Source organism: Microbulbifer regidiadema (SeqCode), assembly GCF_052467605.1.
Window position 1 is genome coordinate 4,383,390 of sequence record NZ_CP174316.1, and the last position, 13,817, is coordinate 4,397,206.

Here is a 13,817-nt window from a genome sequence, read left to right on the forward strand (position 1 = left end):
GGTTACTGAAGCACTGGAGTTTGAGAATCTGGGTTGCCTTCAATACGCAGCCTCTCAATCCACAAGGCGGTACCACCGGCAACGGCCGCAGGCATAATAAAGATATTTAAAATGGGCACCATTTTGGCCAGCATCACGCTGCCGCCAAAGGCCAGGGTGGTGAGTTTGCGACGACGCAGTACTGAGGTTAATTCAGCAAAGGGACGCTGGTTATTATCCAGTGGATAGTCGACGTATTGAATTGCCATGCACCAGGCGCCCCAGGCGGCGGTGAGCACTATGGGGATAATAATGGTCCAGCTAGTGAGCATGGCAATAATAAATACGATTAGCCCCCAAAACACGAAGTAACCGAGCTTGCGCAACTCTCGGCCCAGGGTGCGCGACACCATTTGCATTATCGGCTCGGCAGGGGGAGCTTTGCCGGTGAGCAGTTCCTCGACTTTCTCGGCGAGCAGCCCGTTAAAAGGGGCGGCGATGATATTGGTGATAACGCTGAACAAATAGCCGTAGGCAAGAAAGAACAGGAAAAGCACCAGTAGTGCAATAATCCAGGCCAGCCAGCGAAAAGCACTGGCAGCCCAGGCGGTACCCTTGGCCATCATCGCTTCCCACCAGGACATATTTTCTGTATTGACCGGAGTGTGGGAGAGCAGGCTGCCGATATAATCGCTGAGTCCACCCAGCTGCGAAATCATAATGCCGCTGATAAGAATAAACAGCACCAGATTTATCAGCAGTGGCACCAGGATAAAGGGGCGCAACTCGCGCCGGCTAATTAAGTGGATACCGCGCACCAGTGCGTCGATACCGTGAACGGGGTTTGAAGTCATACACTCACCTCTCGCTGGTGCAATGCCCGAATTTTCAGGGGTTGTTAGTTGGCGCCAGCGGCTTTTAATATTTCGCGATACTCAGCGCCCTGGCGGTGTTCGCCAATGCGTGCCAGTAGGGTTTTGCCGTCGGGGCCGGGGCTGTTCAGGTCGAGGCCCTCAGCGAGAAACAGTGTTACAAAAGTGGCAAAGCTCTCTACTTTCATACTGCGGTAGGCGCGTTCGAGCAGGTGGTAATCCCGATTGACGCCTGTGGGGGCTTCGCCAACCAGGAAGCCGGCAATGCGCTCCTCATCAAACACTTCTCCGAGGACCTTCTGTTTGTCTTTTTTCTGGCTCAAAACGATATCCTTGCTAGATAAATAAGGCGCGGGCAGGGCCCGCCCCAGGTGTTAAAATATTGTGAGTTAAAGCAGTGCATCTAATTTTTGTTTAAGGATTTTATTGATCATCTGCGGGTTTGCCTGCCCCTTGGACGCTTTCATAATTTGCCCGACGAAATACCCCATCATTTTGGGGCGCTTTGATTCATCGGCCTTGCGGTAGTTTTCTACCTGAGCATCGCTTCCAGCGATCACCTCATCCACCATTTGTTCGATAGCGCCGCTGTCGGAAACCTGTTTCAGACCGCGTTTTTCGATCACCTCATCGGCACTGCCCTCGCCGTCGGCAATAGCCTCGAACACCTGTTTGGCGATCTTGCTGGAAATGGTGTTGTCTTTGATCCGTGCGATTAGTCCAGCTAGCTGGTCGGCAGAAACCGGAGATTGTGAAATAGTAAGTTCACGACGGTTGAGCAGCGCTGCCAGTTCACCGTTAATCCAGTTGGCGGCAAGCTTGGATTCGCCACAGGATTTACTCACAGTCTCAAAATAGTCTGCACTGGCACGCTCCTGTGTCAGCTGGTCTGCATCATAAGCGGATAGCTGGTATTCCGTTTGGAAGCGGGCTGCTTTTGCATCAGGCAGTTCTGGCAGAATGCTGCGCAGTTGCTCGACATATTCATCGGTGAGTGCAACTGGCAGCAGGTCAGGGCAGGGGAAGTAGCGGTAATCATTGGCCACTTCTTTGCTGCGCATAGAGCGGGTTTCATTTTTGTCTGCGTCGTAGAGGCGGGTTTCCTGGGTAATGGTACCGCCGTCTTCCAGGATGTCGATCTGACGTTCAGCTTCGACTTTAATTGCGCGCTCGACAAAACGGAAAGAATTGATGTTTTTTAATTCTGTGCGGGTGCCGAGTTTTTCCTCGCCTTTTAAACGCACGGATACATTGGCATCACAGCGCAGTGAGCCCTGGGACATGTCGCCATCGGAAATGCCCAGGTAGGTTACGATACTGTGAATTTTTTTCAGGTAGGCCACCGCTTCGGCAGCGCTGCGCATATCCGGTTCAGATACGATCTCAATCAGCGGCGTACCGGCGCGATTGAGATCGATACCGGACATGCCGTGGAAATCCTCATGCAGGGATTTGCCGGCATCTTCCTCCAGGTGGGCGTGGTGCAAGCGCACTTTTTTACTGCTGCCATCTTCCAGGTGAATTTCCACTTCGCCGGCGCCGACTATCGGTTGCTCCAATTGGGTGGTCTGGTAGCCCTTGGGCAAGTCTGGGTAGAAATAGTTTTTGCGTTCGAAAACCGAGCGCTTGCCGATTTCCGCGTTCATCGCCAGGCCAAACATTACCGCATAGCGAAATGCTTCCTCATTGGGTACCGGCAGTGTACCCGGCATGGCTAGGTCTACGGCGCAAGCCTGGGTATTCGGCTCGGCACCAAAGCGGGTGCTGGCGCCGGAAAAGAGTTTTGACTGGGTGGAGAGCTGGACGTGTATTTCCAGCCCGATAACGATTTCCCATTCCACAATTTATCTCCTTATACGGCGCTGGCTTTGTGCCAGTCGGTTACCTGTTGGTATTGGTGGGCGATATTGAGCATGCGCGCCTCATCCAGGTAATTGCCGGTAATTTGTAGGCCCACCGGCATATTGTTTACCAGGCCACAGGGTACAGACATGCCAGGTAGTCCGGCGAGGTTGGTGGCGATGGTGTAGATATCCTCCAGGTACATCGCCACCGGGTCTGCGCTTTTGGCGCCCAGTTCGAAAGCGGGGGAGGGGGTGGTGGGGCCCATAATCACATCCACCTTTTCGAATGCCTCGACAAAGTCCTGCTTGATCAGGCGCCGGGCCTGCTGGGCTTTGTTGTAGTAGGCATCGTAATAACCGGCGGACAGGGCGTAGGTGCCCACCAGGATGCGGCGCTGTACCTCTTCGCCGAAGCCTTCGCCACGGGAGCGCATATAGAGATCGCGCAGGTCTTTGGGCTCCTCGCAGCGGTGGCCATAGCGAACCCCGTCGAACCGAGACAGGTTGGCAGAGGCTTCAGCGGGGGCAATCACATAGTAAGCGGGTATCGCCAACTGGGTATGTGGCAGGCTGATATCGACCAGTTGCGCACCCAGTTTCTCGAACTCTTGCAAAGCCTCCTGAACCCGGCTTGCGGTTTCAGCGTTTAGGCCCTCACCAAAGTATTCCCGGGGCACTCCGATGCGGAGTCCGGCAATCGGGTTATTCAGCCCGGCGGTAAAATCAGTGGGCTGCTGTTTCAGGCTGGTGGAATCTTTCGGGTCGTGGCTGGCCATGGCGGACAGCAGGTAAGCCACATCTTCGGCGCTGCGGGCGATGGGGCCGGCCTGATCGAGGCTGGAGGCGTAGGCCACGATGCCATAGCGGGAGATGCGCCCATAGGTGGGCTTCAAGCCGGTGGTGTTGGTGAGCGCTGCCGGTTGGCGAATAGAGCCGCCGGTATCGGTGGCCGTGGCGCCGGGTATCAGTTGTGCAGCAACTGCCGCAGCCGAGCCGCCGGAGGAGCCGCCGGGAACACAGCGGGTATTCCAGGGATTTTTTACCGGGCCGTAAAAACTGCTTTCGTTGGAGGAGCCCATGGCGAACTCATCCATATTGGTTTTGCCCAGGGTAACGGCGCCGGCGGTGTTGAGATTCTCAGCAACGGTGGCATCGTAGGGGGGAATAAAATTATCCAGCATCTTGGAGGCGCAGCTGGTGCGTATGCCCCTGGTGCAAATAATATCTTTGTGGGCGATGGGCACGCCGCACAGTGCCGCTGCCTCACCGCTGGCCAAGCGCTGGTCGGCGGCTGCGGCTTGCGCCAGGGCGCTCTCTTCGGTGACGCTAATAAAACTGTTGTAGTTACTGTCCAGTTGCTGGATGCGGCCGAGTAAATGGCGGGTTAGCTCTGTACTTGAGAACTCTTTACTCCGCAATCCACGGATGATCTCGGCGATAGTAAGCTGATGCATGTTATTCCCTTAAAGGCTCTAGGCGGGCTGAGGGCTGGGTATTAAAGCGGACTTTGTCAGTGTTGGGCTGTTAGTCAATTACTTTGGGAACCAGGTAGAGGCCTTCTTCAGTCTGGGGAGCCAGCTCGAGGAAGTCTTCGCGCTTATTCGCTTCTGTTGTTGTGTCGGTGCGCAGTTCCTGCACTTCGTCGAGCGGGTGCGCCATCGGGGCTATGCCATCGGTATTGGTGGATTGTAACTGGTCGACCAGTTGCAAAACCTCTCCGAGGCGACTGCTGACTTCTTCGATGGTTTCTTTGGATATGGCGATACGGGCCAGCTCCGCGAGTTTTTCTACAGTTTGCGTATCCACTGCCATGGTGATGGACTCCTCCAGCTTGAGTTGCGAGTCGAAAGCTGCCCGGATTAGTTCAGCGGGCAGAACCGGCAAATTTAGCACAATGGGGTAATATTCTCACCGGCCCGGGCAGTAATGAATCGCGGGCCTCAAATGACCGCCCTTCAGCCTTGCTCTGATGCCTAGCGGTTGTTAGAGTTTGCCGAATCCTGCCGAGTGATGAGAGACTCCGGTATTTTGCGTAGAATCCGATTCGAAATGCGGCTCGGAACTCAGAATTATTTATGCGGACTAAGTAGGATTTATATCCATAAAAGAAGCCGCGCCCGCAGTGCCCGACCTGGGGGCTGACAATTAGTACAAGGTAATCGAATTCCATGTTTAAACGTTTGCGGGGTATGTTTTCCAGTGATCTCTCCATCGACCTGGGAACTGCCAACACGCTGATTTACGTTCGCGATCGCGGCGTAGTACTCGACGAGCCCTCTGTCGTTGCTATACGTCACTACAATGGTCAGAAAATTGTTGAGGCTGTCGGAGTCGAAGCTAAGCGCATGCTCGGCCGGACCCCAGGCAATATTACGGCTATTCGGCCCCTGAAGGACGGTGTTATCGCCGACTTCCAGGTGACCGAAAAAATGTTGCAGCACTTTATCAAGAAGGTGCATGAAAACAGCTGGATGCGCCCGAGCCCGAGAGTGCTGGTGTGTGTTCCCTGTCAATCCACAGAGGTGGAACGCCGCGCAATTCGCGAGTCGGCCCTGGGCGCCGGCGCCCGCGAAGTGTCACTGATCGTAGAGCCGATGTCCGCTGCAATTGGTGCCGGCCTGAATGTCGAGGAGGCGAGCGGCTCCATGGTGGTGGATATCGGTGGGGGCACCACTGAGATCGCCATTATCTCCTTGAATGGTGTGGTTTATTCCGACTCTGTGCGCATCGGCGGTGACCGCTTTGACGAGGCTATCGTCAACTATGTGCGTCGCAACTACGGCAGTGTGATCGGTGATGCGACCGCCGAGCGAATTAAAGAAGAAATTGGCTGCGCCTATGCGGGCAGTGAGGTTCGCGAAATCGACGTGCGCGGCCGCAACCTGGCCGAAGGTGTCCCCCGCAGTTTCACCCTGAATTCCGATGAAATCCTCGAGGCCCTGCAAGAGCCGCTGACCGGGATTGTACAGGCGGTCAAAAGCGCGTTGGAGCAATCTCCCCCCGAATTGGCCTCCGATATCGCTGAGCGCGGCATGGTACTGACCGGCGGTGGCGCCCTGTTGCGCGACCTCGATCGCCTGTTGATGGAGGAGTCGGGCCTGCCGGTGATCGTTGCCGACGATCCGCTGACCTGTGTGGCCCGCGGCGGCGGCAAGGCACTGGATATGCTGGATAGCAACCGCCTCTACCTGATGTCTAACTAGTAGACAGTACTGCGTAACCTGCTGGGGAGCTTGTGGCTGTGTCCGCAAGTTCCCTGTAATAAAAACAGTGCGAGCCGTCTTCGGGGCTTGTACTGTTCTCACCATGTTTGATTTGACCTGCTAAGAGGGGGTTGCCTGTGAAGCCGCTATTTACCCGCGGTCCCTCTGCCGAATACCGCCTGGGCTTTCTCGTCATACTCGCCATCGCACTGATCGTCTCCGACCATTACACCAACTGGTTCCAGCCGGTGCGCGAGCGCTTATCCGGGGTTGTTGCTCCACTTTACTGGGTAACAGGAACTCCCGAGCGCGTGGGTGATTGGGCGGATGAGCAGTTTCGCTCGCGCGAGGAGCTGCAAGAAGAGAATAGCCGCCTCAAGCGCCAGGTTCTGTTGCTGGAGCAGCGCAGCCAGTTGTTGGCCGCAGTTAAAGCGGAGAATACCCGCCTGAAAGAGCTGATGAATTCGGCAGAAATGGTCGATGACCGGGTACTGGTGGCCCAGGTGATCGGCGTCACCCCGGACCCCCAGGAGCATGTGCTGCTGATCGACAAGGGCCGCGATGACGGCGTTGATATCGGCACTCCGGTAATGGATGCCAGCGGTTTGCTGGGCCAGGTAATTGAGGCGGGCGATTCCTATAGCCGCATCCTGCTGATTACGGACTCGAGCCACGCCATTCCCGTACAGGTCCTGCGCAACAGTATGCGCACCGTCGCCGAGGGCACCGGTGACCTCTATCGCCTGAAACTGCGCCACCTGGCCAATACCAGCGATATCCGCGAGGGCGATTTATTACTCAGCTCTGGTTTGGGCGGCCGCTTTCCCGCAGGTTATCCGGTCGGTGAGGTTGTCTCGGTGCAGAGAGATCCGGGTAAGCCTTTTGTCGAGGCGGAGGTACTGCCCAGAGGCCGGATGAATCGCAGTCGCTTTGTACTGGCGGTTATCGGTGATGGAGGGCGCTCTGTTGCAAGCGAATAACCGCTGGTTCATTGCGGTCACTATTCTGCTGTCACTGCTGCTCGCCATTATGCCCCTGCCACAGGAGTGGCTCTGGTTTCGCCCGGCGTTTCCGGCTCTACTGGTGATATTCTGGATTACGCGTATGCCCCAGAGCCTGGGGGTGGGATTTGCCTGGATGATCGGTATCTTGCAGGATTTAGTCACCGGGGCGAGTCTCGGAACCCACGCATTGGCTCTATCGGTTCTCGCCTATTTCAGCTTGCTCACCTATCAGCGCACCCGAGCTTTTAACCCGGCCCAGCAACTGCTGTGGGTATTTGTGTTGGTGGGCATCCACCAAGTCGTGGGCAATTGGGTACACGGCCTCGAAGGCAAATCGGTGCCCGGGCTGACTTTCCTGTGGCCAGCCCTGACCACAGCCCTGCTCTGGCCCTGGGTAACCCCGTGGCTGGGAAGCCTTTCCAGGCGTTTACACGTTCGTTGACCGTCTCGTCGGCACTGTAAATCAGTGTAAAAAATTGATTAATTTTCGAACAGTGCCGCTATAATCAGCCGCTGGTCCACAGGGAATATGTATTAGAGTGACAAAAAGTGCTTCTGACAATCGGCTTCTTTTGGCTTCGGGTTCGCCGCGCCGCGCCGAGCTATTAGCTCAAATTGGGGTGTCTTTCTCCCGGTTATCCCCCGCTGTTATAGAACAGCAGCAGCCCGCAGAAGGCCCTATTGAGTACATAGAACGCCTGGCCCACGACAAGGCCACAGCGGGCTTTCGGGCTGTCGGTGGCCCTGAGGGTCTCTGGTCTCTGGGGGCGGATACTGTGGTTGTGGCGGGGGAGACGCTGCTGGAAAAGCCGGTAGATTTTCCTGACTTTGAGTCGATGATGCGGACTCTGTCGGGAGTGGAGCACTCGGTGTTCACCGCAGTATGCCTGCATTCGCAGGAGCGCCAGTTTAGCCGGGTGGTAGAAACCCGGGTCAAATTTCGCCATTTATCCAAATCCCAAATAGAGGCCTACTGGAATACCGGAGAGCCCACCGACAAAGCTGGTGGTTACGGTATTCAGGGTTTTGGTGCCGCTTTGGTTGAGGCTGTGAGTGGTAGTTATAGCAATGTTGTAGGGCTCCCGCTGGAAGCTCTGGTCCCCATGTTGGATCATGCGGGAATTCCCTATTGGCAGGAGGGCCAATCTTGAGCGAAGAGCTGTTAATTAATGTCGCGCCGACCGAAACCCGGGTGGCCCTGGTAGAAAATGGCGTACTTCAGGAGGTCTACCTGGAGCGCAGCGCGCGGCGCGGGATTGTAGGTAATATCTATAAGGGAAAAGTGATTCGTGTACTGCCCGGCATGCAGGCAGCTTTTGTCGATATTGGTCTCGAGCGCGCGGGCTTTATCCACGCCTCGGATATTGCCCCCCTCGACGACGAAGGTATGGAGGCGCGGGATGCCGAAGTGGCAGACATCCGCGCTTTAGTCCGGGAGGGGCAGTCACTGGTTGTGCAGGTGGTGAAAGACCCGATCAGCAGCAAGGGGGCCCGCCTGACTACGCATCTCTCGGTTTCCGCCCGCTACTTAGTGTATATGCCGCAGACCCGCCATATCGGTATCTCCAACCGCATCGAAGACGAGAGTGAGCGCGAGCGCTTGCGCCAGTTGGTTGAGGCGGCTTCTCTGCGCCTTGCCGAAGACGGTTTATCCGCCGACGGGGGCTTTATTTTGCGCACCGTTGCCGAGGGAGTGAGCGAGGAAGAACTGCTGCGGGATATCCCATTCCTGTACAAACTGTGGGGCGAGCTGGAGGGGCGTATCAGAGAGCGCCCTGTGCCCTCGGTGATTTATGAGGATCTGCCGCTATTTATGCGTGCACTGCGTGATCTCGCGCGCCCTTATACGGAAAAGATTCGTATAGACTCCCGTGAGGCTCATGGTCGCGCGGCGGAGTTTGCCAGTAAATACGCACCGGAAATAGCCGGACGCCTGGAGCACTATCCCGGTGAGCGCCCGCTGTTTGACTTATACGGTGTCGAAGAGGAAATAAGGCGGGCACTGCACAATAAAGTAACCCTGAAGTCCGGTGGCTACCTGATCGTAGAGCAGACAGAGGCGATGAGCACCATTGATGTCAACACCGGTGCTTTTGTTGGCCATCGCAACCTGGAAGAGACTATCTTCAAGACCAACCTGGAGGCTGCGACAGCCATTGCCCGCCAGTTGCGTTTGAGGAATTTAGGCGGGATTATCATTATTGATTTTATCGATATGAAAGATCCGGAACACCAGCGGCAAGTCCTGCGCACGCTGGAGAAGACCCTGGAGCGGGACCATGCCAAATCCAGTATCACCGGGGTTTCCGAGCTGGGCTTGGTGGAAATGACCCGCAAGCGGACCCGGGAGTCCCTGGGGCAGATTTTATGTGAACCCTGCTCGGTCTGTTGCGGGCGGGGAACCCTAAAAAGTGCAGAGACGGTTTGCTTCGAGATTTTCCGCGAGATCATTCGCGAGGCGCGCTCTTACGATAGTGAAAAAATTATGGTGCTGGCCAGTCAGGTGGTGATAGATCTCTTGCTCGATGAAGAGTCGGCCAATGTCGCCGATCTCGAAGAGTTTATCGACCGGCCTATTCAGTTCCAGGTAGAGCCTATATACAACCAGGAGCAGTATGACATTGTTCTTGTGTAATCCTCTATTCACCCGCCCGCAGGGGCCGAGTGTCTGTTGTCGGCACTGGGCCCATATCTGCACGGTGGTGAGGCTATAGCGATGGCGGTAATACGCTGGATTGCAAGAAAATTCTGGCTGCTGTCGGTAAGCCTGGTGATCGCACTGGCCATTATCGTGCAGACGGGCCGACTGCTTTCGCCACAAGTGGAGAATTATCGCCCGCAGATTAGTCGCTGGCTGTCCGGGCAGCTGGGTGTCCCGGTGCAGATGGATCGCATCTCCCTGCGCTGGGAGGCCCTAGAGGTAGCTCTACAGCTGGATGGGCTGCGCTTGGGGGAGAATGGCGAGTTGGGTATGGGGCACGGCCTATTCCAACTGGATCTGCTTTCCAGCCTCTGGCACCGGGAGCTGGTGTGGAAAGACCTGCAAATGCACAAGTTTTCCGCCGGGCTCAGTCGCGATGAAAACGGCCTCTGGCACCTACAGGGTTTTCCCGATGTCCCGCTAAAACTGGAAGGCAGTACGGCGCCCAATGCCAAAGCGGCAGATCCGGCCCGCCTGTTTCAGTTGAGCCCCAAAATCCAAATCAGCGATGCCGCTATTACGGTCCGCCTGCCCGATGAGCAGCTGGCTGAAATCAATCTGCCGGAAATTCAATTGGAAAATAGTGGGAGTCTCCACCGCTTGACCGCAAGGGCATTTATTTCCCGTGAAGGGGAGAGCCGTCAGGTTGATGAGGAGACCCTGCGGCTCGTATTGGAGGGGCGCGGCAACCCCAAAGATAAAGAGCACTTTTCCCTGCGCGGCTATATGCAGCTCAATGAGCTGCTGCTCGATGAGGATATTGTCAGTTTGCTCCATGAGCTGACACCGCTGCCCGATCGTTTTCACTGGCGGGGCAGGAAGTGGGCAGATGGCCGCCTGTGGCTGCACAGCGATGCCGCCAGCGGGTATCGCATTGTGGGACAAGTGGACTTGGCCCAGGTTGAGAGCCTGGCCGATATACAGAAAAGCGGGGATATCGAGGGGCATATCCTAGCCCCGCTGCGCGCCTTCTCTGGAGACTTGTCGGGGCGCTGGTTGCCGGGAGAGTACTGGCGTTTAGCGCTGCAGGATATTGAAATCGATTGGCAGAGCCTGCAAATGCCACCGCTCAATTTGCAGGTTCACAGCGATCGAGAGGGACTGGCCCTGATGGCCGATGTGGTCGACCTCGCTGGTTGGAGCGGTATTTTAAATCGCTTGTCACTGCTCGAGGGGGCTGCCGATGAGTGGTTGCGTGCGCTAAAACCCCGAGGCCAGCTGTACAGTGTACGCCTGCGAGCGGGTGCGGGGCGACAGTTAGAGATCAGTGCCAACTTGAACGATATTGCCGTGGAGGCGTTTCGGGGAGCTCCGGCGATTAATCAGTTGAGCGGATACCTGCAAGTAGAGGGTGCCAGCGGTTGGGTTGAACTCGATGGGACTCCTCTCGGTGCGCACTTCCCCAACCTGTATAAAAACGCCTTTGGGTTTGAGCAGGCCGGCGGCACCATCGCCTGGGATGTCGATAAGGCGGAAAACCAGGTCAGTGTTCTGTCGGGGCCACTGAAGTTGGAGGGGGAGCTCGGTCGAGTCGGTGGCCAGTTTATGCTGTCGCTACCTTTTCACGCCCAGACGCGACCGGCGGATTTGGTGCTTTCCCTGTCATTGAAAGATACGCAGGTACTTGTCCAGGAAGAGCTGGTGCCCTTTGTAGTCAGTGATGATTTGCGCAAATGGCTGAAAACCGGCCTGGGCGCCAATAATCGGGGGCGCGTTGAGAGTGCGGCCTTTATCTATCGCGGCAGCAGTTATAGCCAGGATGGCGAGGATGAATCCTTCCGCGCCCTGGCGGGTCACCCCGAGCGCAGGACTATCCAGTTGGCGCTCGACTTTTCTGGTGCGAGTCTGGATTACGCCAGTGGTTGGCCCGGGGTCAGGGATGTGGATGGCCGTTTATTGCTCGATGATGACAGGGTGCGGGTCAACGCCGATAAGGCCAAGCTTTGGAATATGGATGCGGGAGATATCCAGGTTGCAGTGACCCCACAGGCGAACGGAGGTTCGCGCCTGGATGTGCAAACCCATGTGGTTGGGCCCGCTGCCGATGGGCTGCGGCTGTTGCGTGAATCCCCGCTCAGGGATCACCTGGGAAGCGCCTTTGATGATTGGGCCCTGAGCGGACAGCTGGATGGCGCTGTCTCTTTGACACTGCCTCTGGGGCGGGCAGCGGTAATGTCCAAGCAGCAGATCGAACTGAATTTGAGTCGCGGTGGTCTCCAACTGGAAGGCCTGCGCCTGGATACAACGGCATTAAATGGCCGGGTGAAGTACGACAGTAGCACCGGCCTTGAGGGAACCCGGCTGACCGGCAAGCTGTGGGGGCGGCCACTGACTGCGCGCATCCGCCATTTCGGCGAGGGGGATGCGCGGGATACCCAGGTGGTTATCGACGGCAGCGCACGGGTTGAATCGGTGTATGACTGGAGCTCGCGGCCGGAGTTGCAGTGGCTGGAAGGTGAAATGGACTACCAGGCCCTGGTGACCATTCCGGCCAAGTCCGAGGAAGTACCCTACGCGGCTGTATTTGAACTCACCTCCAACCTGACCGGTGTGGCCGTGAACCTGCCTGAGCCTTTGGGCAAGGCGGCGGAGGCCGAAACCCATTTCGTATTGCGGGTGCCGATTGGGGAGCAGGGCAGCTTGTTCCATATGGACTATGGCGAGCATTTGCAGGGCCAGTTCTGGCTGATTGATGGAGCCTTGGAGCGCGCTGCAATCGGCTTGAATGCCGAGGCAAATCTGCCCTCCGAGCGGGCGCTGACAGTGACCGGAGATATTTCCACGGTGGATCTCCCCCGCTGGAAGTCGCTGTTGGGTATTTATCAATCCCCTGGGCCGGCGCTCCCGAACACTGACAAAGCTCTTGCCGGCGCAGCAGTTCCCCCCTCCGAGGATGTCGAGACTACCGGCGCGCCGCTGCCGGTACGCCTGGATGTCAGTACTGATCAGTTGCAGTTGGGCTCTGTGGATATTGAGCATATCCACGTGAGCGGCGAGGGCGTGGGGGCAGACTGGAGCCTCAAATTTGATAGTGAAATGGCGGCCGGGGATCTGACGGGAGTATTGGATGGCAGCGCACCGCTGCGCTTGCAACTCGCGCATCTGCGCCTCCCTATGCCTGAAAAACAGCCGCAGCCTGACACTGAGGCATTTCCTCTGGACCCCTTTGTGGAAGAGGTGGTCTCAGACCCCTTGGCCGGATTTGATTTTACCAGTGTGCCGCAAATCGACTTCAGCACCGAAGTCCTCCAAGTCGGTGAGGAGGTACTGGGCCCCTGGTCATTTAAGGTGAGATCATCGGCGGATCGCCTGGTGCTGACTGATATTCACGGTACGGTAAGGGGGTTCCGCCTCGAAGGACAGGGTCAGCGGGGTGAGGAACTGGGCGCTGAGCTGGTGTGGGCGAGGGATGCCGAGGGTCAGGAGTCATCGCAATTTAGCGGCCGACTGGTGGCCGATGACCTCGCAGATATCCAGCGCAAGATGGGGCATGAGCCGCTGATTGAGAGCAAGTCCGCGAGTTTTGCTACCGCTTTTCGATGGGCGGGTTCTCCGGCACAGGCCAAGGGCAGCCTTCTCTCCGGGGAGCTTAAGATTGATATTCGCGATGGCCGCTTCCTGCGCTCAACCGGTGCCACGGGCTCTACCGTATTGCGCCTGTTGTCACTGTTTAATTTTGATACCTGGGCCCGGCGCCTGCGCCTTGATTTCTCCGATCTCTACAAGAGCGGTATGGCCTTTGATCGGGTGCGCGGTGAAGTGGTCTTTGAGGGCGATGGCCAGCTGCTTATTGCGGTACCAATCCAGGTGGAGGGGCCTACCAGTGAGCTGCAAATGGCGGGGCGGGTCAACTTGCTCCGCGAAGATCTGGATTTGACCTTAGTAGCCACCTTGCCGGTAGGCAACAATCTGGCTCTGGTTGCCGCCCTGGCTGGGGGCTTGCCCGCAGCGGCGGGGGTCTACCTGATCAGTAAGGCGTTTAAAAAGCAGGTTAAAAAGGTTGCCAGCGTGAGCTACCGTATCAGCGGTGGTTGGGCGGACCCACAAATGCGATTTGAGAAGCTGTTTGATGGAGATGGCGCTAAACGCCAGGGAGCGGTCCTGGAGCACGGGGACAGCAAGTCACAGGTTGAGGCGAGTTCTGACGAGCAGCGCCCACCTGCGGCCTGAGCTTTAATGGCGTAGTGCAAAAGCCATCTCATTGATTCCCTGTA

At 56.9% G+C, this 13,817-nt stretch carries 11 protein-coding genes; 6 read left to right on the forward strand and 5 right to left on the reverse strand.

The window, feature by feature from the left end:
- Positions 1-2: 2 nt before the first annotated feature.
- The 5 genes from cysZ to gatC all read right to left on the reverse strand — a co-directional run bounded on the left by cysZ (position 3) and on the right by gatC (position 4,507).
- Positions 3-833 (reverse strand): sulfate transporter CysZ, encoded by an 831-nt coding sequence (cysZ, locus tag ACJJIF_RS19795; RefSeq protein ID WP_444929987.1) that lies wholly within the window; start codon positions 831-833, stop codon positions 3-5.
- A 44-nt stretch (positions 834-877) separates the two neighbouring features.
- Complete coding sequence (locus ACJJIF_RS19800; RefSeq protein WP_444929988.1) at positions 878-1,174, reverse strand: PA4642 family protein; 297 nt, start codon at positions 1,172-1,174, stop codon at positions 878-880.
- A gap of 66 nt (positions 1,175-1,240) precedes the next feature.
- Positions 1,241-2,692 carry an Asp-tRNA(Asn)/Glu-tRNA(Gln) amidotransferase subunit GatB gene (gene gatB, locus ACJJIF_RS19805; protein WP_444929989.1) on the reverse strand — a complete coding sequence of 484 codons (1,452 nt, stop codon included), beginning with the start codon at positions 2,690-2,692 and terminating at the stop codon, positions 1,241-1,243.
- 11 nt (positions 2,693-2,703) lie between these two features.
- Positions 2,704-4,149: an Asp-tRNA(Asn)/Glu-tRNA(Gln) amidotransferase subunit GatA gene (gene gatA / locus ACJJIF_RS19810; RefSeq protein ID WP_444929990.1), complete on the reverse strand. Its 1,446-nt coding sequence runs from the start codon at positions 4,147-4,149 to the stop codon at positions 2,704-2,706.
- A gap of 70 nt (positions 4,150-4,219) precedes the next feature.
- On the reverse strand, positions 4,220-4,507 hold the full coding sequence (gatC, locus tag ACJJIF_RS19815; RefSeq protein WP_444932386.1) for an Asp-tRNA(Asn)/Glu-tRNA(Gln) amidotransferase subunit GatC: 288 nt from the start codon (positions 4,505-4,507) through the stop codon (positions 4,220-4,222).
- A 356-nt stretch (positions 4,508-4,863) separates the two neighbouring features.
- Between gatC and ACJJIF_RS19820 the strand changes: the two genes are divergently transcribed.
- The 6 genes from ACJJIF_RS19820 to ACJJIF_RS19845 all read left to right on the forward strand — a co-directional run bounded on the left by ACJJIF_RS19820 (position 4,864) and on the right by ACJJIF_RS19845 (position 13,773).
- The gene (locus tag ACJJIF_RS19820; RefSeq protein WP_444929991.1) at positions 4,864-5,898 is read left to right on the forward strand and encodes a rod shape-determining protein; all 1,035 of its coding nucleotides are present in this window, start codon (positions 4,864-4,866) and stop codon (positions 5,896-5,898) included.
- A 137-nt stretch (positions 5,899-6,035) separates the two neighbouring features.
- Positions 6,036-6,878 carry a rod shape-determining protein MreC gene (gene mreC, locus ACJJIF_RS19825; RefSeq protein WP_444929992.1) on the forward strand — a complete coding sequence of 281 codons (843 nt, stop codon included), beginning with the start codon at positions 6,036-6,038 and terminating at the stop codon, positions 6,876-6,878.
- Positions 6,865-7,344, forward strand: coding sequence for a rod shape-determining protein MreD (gene mreD / locus ACJJIF_RS19830; protein ID WP_444929993.1), 480 nt, complete (start codon positions 6,865-6,867; stop codon positions 7,342-7,344). The genes mreC and mreD overlap by 14 nt, the downstream gene beginning before the upstream one ends.
- A gap of 97 nt (positions 7,345-7,441) precedes the next feature.
- Complete coding sequence (locus ACJJIF_RS19835; protein ID WP_444929994.1) at positions 7,442-8,053, forward strand: Maf family protein; 612 nt, start codon at positions 7,442-7,444, stop codon at positions 8,051-8,053.
- Positions 8,050-9,537 carry a ribonuclease G gene (rng, locus tag ACJJIF_RS19840; RefSeq protein WP_444929995.1) on the forward strand — a complete coding sequence of 496 codons (1,488 nt, stop codon included), beginning with the start codon at positions 8,050-8,052 and terminating at the stop codon, positions 9,535-9,537. Before ACJJIF_RS19835 ends, rng begins: the two co-directional genes overlap by 4 nt.
- Positions 9,538-9,573: 36 nt before the next feature.
- On the forward strand, positions 9,574-13,773 hold the full coding sequence (locus tag ACJJIF_RS19845; RefSeq protein ID WP_444929996.1) for a YhdP family protein: 4,200 nt from the start codon (positions 9,574-9,576) through the stop codon (positions 13,771-13,773).
- The last annotated feature ends 44 nt before the right edge of the window (positions 13,774-13,817 follow it).